Annotated in this window: 10 protein-coding genes; 8 read left to right on the top strand and 2 right to left on the bottom strand. The window is 37.3% G+C overall.

The window, feature by feature from the left end; genetic code table 11:
• Positions 1 to 209: 209 nt before the first annotated feature.
• Positions 210 to 1,634 (bottom strand): sodium-dependent transporter, encoded by a 1,425-nt coding sequence (locus H5118_RS19680; RefSeq protein WP_182749847.1) that lies wholly within the window; start codon positions 1,632 to 1,634, stop codon positions 210 to 212.
• A 189-nt stretch (positions 1,635 to 1,823) separates the two neighbouring features.
• Here H5118_RS19680 and H5118_RS19675 point away from each other — a divergent pair, with 189 nt between their 5' ends.
• The 6 genes from H5118_RS19675 (at position 1,824) to H5118_RS19650 (ending at position 6,152) form a co-directional block, all read left to right on the top strand.
• Positions 1,824 to 2,126 carry a YciI family protein gene (locus H5118_RS19675; protein WP_024599115.1) on the top strand — a complete coding sequence of 101 codons (303 nt, stop codon included), beginning with the start codon at positions 1,824 to 1,826 and terminating at the stop codon, positions 2,124 to 2,126.
• A 160-nt stretch (positions 2,127 to 2,286) separates the two neighbouring features.
• The gene (locus H5118_RS19670) at positions 2,287 to 2,544 is read left to right on the top strand and encodes a PepSY domain-containing protein (RefSeq protein ID WP_024594903.1); all 258 of its coding nucleotides are present in this window, start codon (positions 2,287 to 2,289) and stop codon (positions 2,542 to 2,544) included.
• Between the two features lie 2 nt (positions 2,545 to 2,546).
• Positions 2,547 to 3,221 carry a response regulator transcription factor gene (locus H5118_RS19665; protein WP_002959806.1) on the top strand — a complete coding sequence of 225 codons (675 nt, stop codon included), beginning with the start codon at positions 2,547 to 2,549 and terminating at the stop codon, positions 3,219 to 3,221.
• Positions 3,215 to 4,552: an ATP-binding protein gene (locus tag H5118_RS19660; RefSeq protein ID WP_024606453.1), complete on the top strand. Its 1,338-nt coding sequence runs from the start codon at positions 3,215 to 3,217 to the stop codon at positions 4,550 to 4,552. The genes H5118_RS19665 and H5118_RS19660 overlap by 7 nt, the downstream gene beginning before the upstream one ends.
• Positions 4,539 to 4,949: a hypothetical protein gene (locus H5118_RS19655; protein ID WP_182749845.1), complete on the top strand. Its 411-nt coding sequence runs from the start codon at positions 4,539 to 4,541 to the stop codon at positions 4,947 to 4,949. The genes H5118_RS19660 and H5118_RS19655 overlap by 14 nt, the downstream gene beginning before the upstream one ends.
• Before the next feature lie 123 nt (positions 4,950 to 5,072).
• On the top strand, positions 5,073 to 6,152 hold the full coding sequence (locus tag H5118_RS19650) for an FAD-dependent oxidoreductase (RefSeq protein WP_024606451.1): 1,080 nt from the start codon (positions 5,073 to 5,075) through the stop codon (positions 6,150 to 6,152).
• Between the two features lie 69 nt (positions 6,153 to 6,221).
• Here H5118_RS19650 and H5118_RS19645 read toward each other — a convergent pair whose 3' ends face one another.
• On the bottom strand, positions 6,222 to 7,259 hold the full coding sequence (locus H5118_RS19645) for an AI-2E family transporter (RefSeq protein WP_024595420.1): 1,038 nt from the start codon (positions 7,257 to 7,259) through the stop codon (positions 6,222 to 6,224).
• Positions 7,260 to 7,429: 170 nt separating this feature from the next.
• Between H5118_RS19645 and H5118_RS19640 the strand changes: the two genes are divergently transcribed.
• Together H5118_RS19640 and H5118_RS19635 are read left to right on the top strand one after the other, a co-directional pair.
• Complete coding sequence (locus H5118_RS19640) at positions 7,430 to 8,320, top strand: TIGR01777 family oxidoreductase (RefSeq protein WP_182692544.1); 891 nt, start codon at positions 7,430 to 7,432, stop codon at positions 8,318 to 8,320.
• 155 nt (positions 8,321 to 8,475) lie between these two features.
• The gene (locus tag H5118_RS19635) at positions 8,476 to 9,639 is read left to right on the top strand and encodes a GGDEF domain-containing protein (protein ID WP_182692543.1); all 1,164 of its coding nucleotides are present in this window, start codon (positions 8,476 to 8,478) and stop codon (positions 9,637 to 9,639) included.
• Positions 9,640 to 9,746 lie beyond the last annotated feature (107 nt).

Below are 9,746 nucleotides of genomic sequence, written 5' to 3'. Positions count from 1 at the left end.
GAAAATTACGCTAGAACTAGGCAAAAATTTTTGTATCTAGTTGTTCTAAATAAAAAATTTTTAACGACGTTATAGTGCAATTTAATTCGTTAAATTGATCAAAGATTTATGCAGGTTGGTATAATAGTTAGACCAGATACCTATAAAAAAATGCCGCTAAGCTTAACTGAGCGGCATTATATTATTCAATAAGCTTTTAAAGAGGCCTATTAAAAACCAAATATTTTTAAATCAAAAAACTTAGTCGCCACTGTATTAATAAATATCACAGCTAGAATGACAGGAATAAACGTTGAAAGTGAAAAGTTAACGTACTTTTCCATAAAGCTTCCGGCATAATTAGGCGAACCTAAGCTTAGCTCTTGTGTTAAGCGTGCTTTTTTCCAGCGGTACATTACAAACAAACACACCATTAAGCCATTAAGCGGTAAAATTGTGTCGTAAAATACATCAACAATAATATCAAAAAAGCTCTTATTAACGCCGCCATAACTGGTGAACGAAGTAAGGCTGTCAATCATACCAAACGACATTGTACATAAAATAGTAAGTACGCCGGTTGAAAGTGTAAGGATGCCCAATGCTTTTTTACGGCTAATACCTTTGCGGTCACTTAAGGTTGCAGTCGGGACTTCTACTATTGAAACAAGTGAGGTAATCGCTGCAAAAAATACTAATAAGAAGAATGAGAACGCAACAATAGACGCACCTACATAACCAATATCATTTTGCAGTGCTAATAATATTTTAGGTAGGTATACAAAAATCATTGATACGGACGAATCAGAAAGTGCTGATGGGTCTGTATTTGGGTCAAAGCTAAATATCGCTGGCAACACCATTAGCCCCGCTACAAACGCAACGAGTGAGTCAGTAATAGCGACCATTTTAGCACTGCTTACAATGTCATCTTTTTTAGAAATGTACGACGCGTAAGTCATTAATATACCCATACCCAGCGATAGCGAGAAAAACGCTTGGCTTAATGCGCCATTAAGTACACTTGCATTCATTTTAGAAAAATCAGGAATAATATAGTATTTAACACCGGCCATTGCGTTATCAAGCGTTAATACATAAGTAACTAGAGCTAGTAGCATAACTAATAAAGCGGGCATTAAAAATTTGGCGGCTTTTTCTATGCCTTGTTTAACACCACCTAACAAAATTAAGTTCACCATAATAACCACAACAGCCATATAACCAAACACAGTGTAACTATTAATAAAAACACCAAAGTGGCCAGGATCTGCAAGTAAATCTAAATTACCGAGGCCTGTTTGCGTTAAATAACCAAAGATCCAAACCGTAATCACCATATAAAATACAGCAATCATAAATGGTGTAAGCACCGCAAAAAACCCAGCTAACTTCCATTTTTTATCGTTATTAGATAATAGTTTGTACGAACCAAGTGGATCTTTTTGAGCGTTACGACCCATTGCCATTTCAGCCATCATGACTGGTAAACAAATGAATATGACAAATAAAGCGTAAATTAATAAGAATGCGCCACCACCATTTTTAGTAGCAGAAACCGGAAAACCAACTAAATTACCAATACCAACAGCTGAACCGGCCGCTGCCATTATGAATCCAAGGCGGGAACTAAATCGTTCTCTATTTTCGCTCATGCATAAAACCTTTTTATTATTTTGTATATTTCAGCGACTCTACCAGTGTTACACAGAGATTTTCAAGCAATTACAGCTTAAAAATAAAATCGAAGTGTAAACCTGTGTAAATACGCTTTTAATTCACCAATTTTCAACGCTGTGGTAGTATTGCGTTAATCAAATTTAACAATTTTTATGAGATTCCTTATGTTGTACATGATTCACTCAACAGACGTTGAAAACAGCTTAGAGCTTAGAAAAGCAGCACGCCCGGCACATTTAGCACGCCTTAGTGAGCTTGATTCACAAAACCGTCTACTTACCGCCGGTCCATTACCGGCAGTCGATAGTGAAGATCCTCAAGAAGCAGGTTTTACCGGTTCATTAGTGGTTGCTGAATTTGAATCAATTGAAGCAGCTCGAGAGTGGGCAGCAGCAGACCCTTACGTTGCCGCTGGCATCTATGAAAATACAATTGTTAAACCTTTTAAAAAGGTATTTCCTGCTTAAAAAGTATTAAACCCTAGAGCGTGCGTTGCACTGTAATTCAGGGTTTGTTCACAGGTTTTTAATTAAAATTATCAGGATAAAAACGAATTTACCGTTTTTACTTGAATTTTAGTAACTTAGTTAATTAAACTAAGTGAGTCTGGTCTAGGAGTTTTCCATTATGCGCGTATTATTAAGCCTCGGTTTTATTGCTTGTGTTAGCTTAGCTAACTTTAGTCAAGCAGCAACCGCCACCCAAGCATCTCATGCTGAGGTGGACAAAAAGAAAGCCGTAATACTCGCAAAGAAAACAATTGGCGGTAAGACCTTAAAAATTACCGAAAAAACAGATTTTTATACCGTACGAATACTCAAATCTGACGGCCACGTCGTTGATTTACATATTAATAAAAAAACCGGCGAAGTGAAAAAGGATTAAAAATGCGAATTTTAGTTATAGAAGACGATTTACATTTAGCAGATAACCTACGTAATGCCTTAGAAAAAGAACGTTACAGCGTGGATTTATGCCACGATGGTGAAGCAGGTCTTTTCCACATTACAGAATACCCGCTTGATATGGCCGTAGTTGATTTAGGTTTACCTAAAATAGACGGTATTGAGCTAATTAATAAAGCACGAGCACAAGGCATTACAATCCCTATTTTAATCTTAACCGCGCGCGATCGCTGGCAAGATAAAGTAGAAGGTTTAGATGCAGGTGCCGATGACTACCTTACTAAGCCATTTCATGTTGAAGAGCTTATTGCCCGTTGTAATGCATTAATTCGTCGCAGTGCTGGTAAAGCAAATCCAGAAATGACTGCAGGTCCAATTAAAATCCATACACGTTCACAACAAGTATGGGTTGATGACAAAGAACTTAGCCTGACAGCTTACGAATATAAAGTACTTGAATACTTAATGGTAAATCCGCAAAAAGTAATTTCTAAATCAGAATTGACTGAGCATATTTACGACCAAGATTTCGATCTTGATTCAAACGTAATTGAAGTATTTGTACTACGTTTGCGTAAAAAGCTTGACCCTGATGGTGTGCTAAACCCAGTAGAGACACTACGTGGGCGTGGTTACAGGCTTAAAAGCCAGTGGTAATACCGCAAATATCGTTAAAAATAAGGCAAGGATTTATCCTTGTCTTTGTTTTATTAGTCGCGCTCCCTATCTTATTTTATTCAATTGGCAAAGCGTATTACGCTTCACTTGTTGATGCGACTGAAAAAACTCTCGAAGCACAGCTTTACTCGCTAATATCTGAAGTCGACTTTACTGAGCATGGTATTATTATGCCCAGCACTATTTTAGCGCCTGAGTTAAACAGATTAAATTCTGATACCTACGCAATGATCTACCGCGATGATGACCCGGTTTGGAACTCAGAGTCGGCTGTAAATTTAAACTATGTACCTCAGCAAATAGAGACCAAAGCAGGTGCTGCTGACTTTAGGCGTGTAGAATATAATAATACCGCTTATTGGCAACTTAGCCTGACTGTAATTTTAAACAACATAGATCAATCAGAACAAGCTCGCTTTATATTAGTTAAACGTAACGACGCTCTACTTCGTTTAATGGATGGCTTTAAGCAAACCCTTGTAGATTGGATGTTTATCATGGGGATTGCAATCGCAGGCCTGATGGCGATTGGTTTCATTTGGAGCGCTCGCCCACTCCAACGACTCGATAAAGAAATAAAAGCGATTGAATCAGGCGATATTCAAGAAATTAAAGGCCTCTACCCAGTAGAGCTGCAAACAATAAAAGCAGATCTAAACTTGCTACTTGAGTCGCAACAACGCCAAAAAGAGCGCTACAGAGCCTCATTGAGCGATCTTGCTCATGCACTCAAAACGCCGCTTGCTGTATTAAAATCAAGTCCATTGGCAAACGATGCCGATGCACAAGAACAACTCGACCGCATTAATGTGATGATCGAGCACCAATTAAAACGTGCTGCAACGGGCGCATCAGACACGTGGAAAAAACAAACCCCTATTAAGCCAGTACTCGATTCAATACTCAGTGCTATGGCAAAAGTATATCGTGATAAAGATATTATTTTTAGCTGCACTGTAACCGAAAAAGATTATTTTTTAGGCGATCAAACAGATTTAATGGAATTACTCGGTAACTTGATTGATAACGCCTGTAAAGCGTGTCGCTCACAAGTAGCAATACAAGTTATTCAAAGCAAAACTTTATGTATTGGAATTAGCGATGATGGTCCTGGCGTGCCAGAGGACAAACGTGAATCTCTACTTACACGGGGTACTCGTCTGGATACATACGAAAGCGGACATGGCGTAGGGATGGCAATTGTATCTGACTTGGTTAAGTCCTATCGCGGTACACTTACCATTACAGAAGCTGATAACTTAGGCGGCGCTCAATTTATTTTAGAGTTTAATTACAATGACAAAAAGTAACTATTTATTAAAACTAACTGCCATTGTGTTATTAGCTTCAAGCCAATACAGCTTTGCAGATGAAGCATGTACTTTAGCCGCTAAAGCAACAACCGATGAAGCTAAGCGATATATTCAATGCCTAGATAGCCAAATTGATAAAGCAAAACAAGCACAAGGCAGTTGGATACAAAAGCGTAAATATGAGCTAACTAAGTCACAAGAAATCACAGGCAATACGCAAGTGCTGCCGTTATTTATGCGCAGCATTAAAAATAATGAAAAGTACCTTGAGAGCGCCTGCCAATGGCGTTACTTAATAAAACTTCCTAATGCGACAACCGCAACCATTAGCTATAAACTGTGTGAAATTGAGCTTATAAATCAATTTACAGAATCACTAAAACACCCATTTTGACGTAACTTAAGCACACTAAACTAGTTACGTTTCTTTACTCACTCCCTATAGCTTACTTGACAATTTATTCATACCAAAACAAACGACCTACTAGTAGATTGCTAAAAACTAATGGATAAACAGATGACCAAACCAGTAATTATTATAGGTGGCGGACTTGCTGGTTTATACAGTGCGTATAAATTACAACTACTTAATATTGAGTACTTATTATTAGAAGCTAAATCGCAATTAGGTGGCCGAATTTTTGCCGCGCAATCACCAATAAATAACGATGTTAGTTTTGATTTGGGTCCTACGTGGATATTTCCCCACCAACCAAAAATTCAAGCGCTAATAAAGTCACTCAACTTAAGTATATTTGAGCAATACCATAAAGGTGATGTGTTATATCAAGCACCTAACTTCAAACAACCTCAACAAATTGCAGGTGCTGGAGATATGCAACTATTTAGACTCAAACACAGCATGAATACCTTAATAACTGCCTTATATGAGCAGCTTAATCCTGATTCAATATTATTAGAACATAATGTCACTGAGCTTAAAAAAGGTGATAATAACTGGCTAATTACGGTTAATCACTTAGGCAATATAAAGCACTTTACTACTGGCAAATTAATTTCAGCAATTCCTCCTCGTATGGTTACAACGCATTTAACACCTGAACTATGGGCGACTCCAACACTCATAAACCGCCTTAGCAGCGTACCTACATGGATGGCAGGACAAGCCAAGTTTATAGCTACTTTTGAACATGCATTTTGGCGTGATAAAAACTTATCTGGGCAAAGCTTTAGCCGCGTAGGCCCTATGGTCGAGATTCACGATGCCAGTGCTGAGGATAGTAATTACGCCGCATTATTTGGCTTTATAGGTGTGCCCTACTTATCACGAAACCAAGTAACTCAAGAGCAATTAATTCAAGCCTGTGCCCAACAGCTCAGCTACTTTTATGGTAAGGATGCTGAAAAGGCAACCGGATACTTTATTAAAGACTGGGCAGAGGATAAATTTGTAGCTAATAAAGACGATCAAACTCAGCCTTCACAGCACCCAGAATTTGATTTTTCAAACTTGGAAGAGCAATTAAGTAACCTCAATATTCATTTTGTAGCGAGTGAGTTTGCAAAACAAGAAGCAGGATATTTAGAAGGCGCAATATACGCAGTGGATGACGCTATTAAATCGTTTATTAATTAATAGCTCTGTATTTATTGATAACTTAACCATCAAGGGTTTTAATTTTACAGCCCTTGATGGTTATAAATGTTAGTTATTTTTAGTAACGTCTTCACCACTGCCCAATAAAGTGGCAACCCACTTGCCTTCTGCACTGGCTTCTAGGGCTATTTTTACAATCATTGTTAATGGTACAGATAAAAGCATACCCACAGTACCTAATAACCAGCCCCAAAATATTAATGATAAAAACACCACTAACGTTGAAAGACCCAGCCCTTTACCCAAAAATTTAGGCTCTACAATATTACCCATTACCGTATTTATTGTTAAATATCCTGCAGCAACAAGTCCTGCCACTAATGGGCCTTGAGTAATAAGGGCAAGTAATACAGCTGGTACAGCCGCAATAATTGAACCTATATTTGGAATGTAATTGAACATAAATGCCAACACGCCCCAAAGCACAAAGTAGTCAACGTCTAAAATCCATAAGTAAAACGCAGCAATAATACCCGTCCCTAAACTTACTAGCGTTTTAATTGCCAAGTATGAATTAATAGATTCTAAAAAGCGGTCAATTTGCTTCATTTTACTATCAGGGTCTTCAAGTGCCATATGTATTTTCTTGCTCAGCATTGGCCCTTCAAACAGCATAAAAACAACCGTTAAAATAATTAAAAACATGTTTGCCATTACGCCACCTAACCCAGTGAGCATATTAGTGGCCACATCAACCATTTTGCCAGGGTCGAACATATTAATTAACTGATCTTTATTGATCAGTATGTTGTATTGAGATGCTAAATCGACCAGCCACACAAACTCTTCTTTAAGTTGTGTTTTATACTCAGGAAGCTGCTGAGAAAAGTCGTTGATAGATTGCCCTACAAGCCCGCCAAGGCTTACCCCTAAGCCAACTATAATCAGCACGACCAACATAACAGCAATGCCTTTAGGAATTTTGTAGCGCGCAAAAAACTTGATAAGCGGGTTACAAATAATGGCAATAAATGCCGCCAAAATAAACGGAATAATAATTACACTCGCGGCTTTTATTCCAGCGAGGACCACTACTAAGGAAGCAAAAACTATTAAGCTTTTATTTACTCCAGTTAAACTTGCCAATTTATTAATCCTTTTATTAACTATATCGTCCCAGTGTAAGGCAAAAGGTAATTAAATGAAATAATTACGAAGTGATCATAAAAGCCTGTTTTACGTATAAATTTGCAAAGCTGTTTGCTAGCGAGTATGTTTTTTAATCACTTGCTTCTATTTTATTGTAAGGATGAATAATGCATATATTTATAACTGGCGCGACCGGATTAATTGGTAAGCACTTATGCCCTTTTTTACTTCATCATAATACTGTTACTGTACTTAGCCGCAATCCAACTAAAGCAAACGTATTATTAGGCCACAAAGTTAAAGCCGTAAGTGACATTAGTGATGTTGACTTTAACACTGTTGATATCGTTATTAATCTCGCTGGCGAGCCGATTGTAAATAAACGCTGGAGCGACAAACAAAAGCAAATAATACGAAACAGTCGTATTGATATTACACAGCAAATTAGTCAAGCGATTAAAGCCTGTAGTATACCTCCGCATACTTTTATATCTGGCAGTGCAATTGGTTTTTATGGTAGACAAAATAGTAATCCTATTGATGAAACTTTTGAACGCCCACACGATGAATTTAGCCACCAGCTTTGTAAAGACTGGGAAAATGCAGCACTACTCGCCCAATCAGAACAAACCAGAGTATGCCTTTTGCGAACGGGTATTGTTTTAGCTAAAAAAGGAGGTGCACTTGGAAAAATGTTACCTGCTTTTAAATTATGCCTGGGTGGCCCGATTGGTAATGGCGAGCAAGGCATGTCGTGGATACACATCGACGATATGATTCAGCTAATACTCTTTATTATTAAACACCCAGAAATATCAGGCCCTGTTAACGCAACAGCACCCAACCCTGTAAGCAATGCTCAATTTAGTAAAAGCTTAGGCGAGGCGCTCTCTCGACCTGCATTTATCACTATGCCAACCCCAGTACTTAAACTATTAATGGGTGAAATGTCAGACTTACTAACAACGGGGCAATTTGTAATCCCTAAAAAGGCACTCGTTAACAATTATCGTTTTCATCATCCTGATATAAAATCGGCTTTAGAGAGCTTGGTTTAGCGGGCGTTAATATTCGTTCAGTTAAAATCCCTTTCAAATTAGATATATGGGTAAATTACTACTTTTTACCCATATTGACCTTTAAACATTAATACATAATAATCAGCAAGTTTTCCACACCAACCACGCCTATCTTTAATAAAAGAGAATCTTAAATGCTACACCTGCCTACTGTGATCAGTCTCTCTTTTATTCTTAACGTATTAATAGGCTTGTTTTTTTTATCCGTACATAACTTTAAAAAACAAACATCATTTTTATTATTTGGCCTAGCATGCATTACCTTTGCATTTGCCGAGTTACTTGCCTGTTTAAAGTTAGTAATAGACGCGCCTTTTATTACACACTATTTGGCTGATATTTTTATATTACTAAGTCCATTATTAATTATTATTGGGTTAAATAAATATAAGCACAGTAAGGCACTAAACTTAAAACCTCTTTATTGTCTCCTTGGATTAACTGGGGTTGCTTTATTACCCATATATTCAGACCCTGCAGGGCAAATGCTGACAAGCTTAATTATTTCGGTTTTATACCTATATTCCGCATATATTATTAAGCAGATGAACTTTGTAGCCACTTTGCAAAAAAAAGCGCTGATAGTTTGTTTTTCAATTCACAGCATTTTAATGCTCATACAAACAACACTATTGGCAATATCTATTTTTAGTATTAATTCGCCAAACTACATAGAGCCACTGCAACTTATCTTAAGTAGTCATTTAATTTTGGCCACTTGTAGCGCACTAATATTGCCATACCTGCTGGCTTCTAATACAGAGCATACACTTTCAAGCCTTGCTAACACCGATACTTTAAGCCAATTACTTAATCGCCGTGGCTTTTTTACAAAAAGTAAAGAAGCACTAAGTGATCCTAAAAATATAGACAAAAATGTGTCTGTTATTTTGCTCGATATTGATTTTTTTAAACGTGTAAACGATCAGTTTGGTCACGAAGCGGGCGACCACGCAATTAAGTGGATATCTCACTTTATTAAAGAGCAATTTTTAAATGTAGGTATTAGTGCCAGAATTGGCGGAGAAGAATTTGCCATTTTACTACCTGATTACACCCTTGGTGCAGCAAAAAGTGATGCTGAGCTATTAAGAAAGAATATAAGCACTCAAGCTTTTTATCATGAAAATCAGCATATAAAACTTTCCGTAAGCGCTGGGGTAAGTAATGCAATTAATGGGAATGCAACTATAAAAGAACTGCTCGCTTATGCCGATAAACGCCTTTACTTAGCTAAAGAAACTGGCCGAGACAAAGTAGTAACCTTTGATGAAAAAAACTTACTCACGAAAAGTTAATTGCTTTTAAGTGACTTATAAGCGCATTAAAAACAACTATATTTAAACTACCATATTTTATCTAGCTAACATCTATCCATAAAAAAAGCCCTTCATTAGAAGGGCTT

Source organism: Pseudoalteromonas sp. SR41-1 (genome assembly GCF_014164015.1).
GTDB classification, from domain to species: Bacteria; Pseudomonadota; Gammaproteobacteria; order Enterobacterales; family Alteromonadaceae; genus Pseudoalteromonas; species Pseudoalteromonas distincta.
Note: the sequence above shows the minus strand (reverse complement) of the source record. Positions and strands in the feature narration are given on the sequence as shown.

What these genes read in the sequence shown, in the direction of transcription:
- H5118_RS19670 (WP_024594903.1), top strand. Translation starts at nt 2,287, where the DNA reads ATGCGCGTATTATTAAGCCTCGGTTTTATTGCTTGTGTTAGCTTAGCT.
- H5118_RS19665 (WP_002959806.1), top strand. Translation starts at nt 2,547, where the DNA reads ATGCGAATTTTAGTTATAGAAGACGATTTACATTTAGCAGATAACCTA.
- H5118_RS19680 (WP_182749847.1), bottom strand. Translation starts at nt 1,634, where the DNA reads ATGAGCGAAAATAGAGAACGATTTAGTTCCCGCCTTGGATTCATAATG.
- H5118_RS19675 (WP_024599115.1), top strand. Translation starts at nt 1,824, where the DNA reads ATGTTGTACATGATTCACTCAACAGACGTTGAAAACAGCTTAGAGCTT.
- H5118_RS19640 (WP_182692544.1), top strand. Translation starts at nt 7,430, where the DNA reads ATGCATATATTTATAACTGGCGCGACCGGATTAATTGGTAAGCACTTA.
- H5118_RS19655 (WP_182749845.1), top strand. Translation starts at nt 4,539, where the DNA reads ATGACAAAAAGTAACTATTTATTAAAACTAACTGCCATTGTGTTATTA.
- H5118_RS19635 (WP_182692543.1), top strand. Translation starts at nt 8,476, where the DNA reads ATGCTACACCTGCCTACTGTGATCAGTCTCTCTTTTATTCTTAACGTA.
- H5118_RS19650 (WP_024606451.1), top strand. Translation starts at nt 5,073, where the DNA reads ATGACCAAACCAGTAATTATTATAGGTGGCGGACTTGCTGGTTTATAC.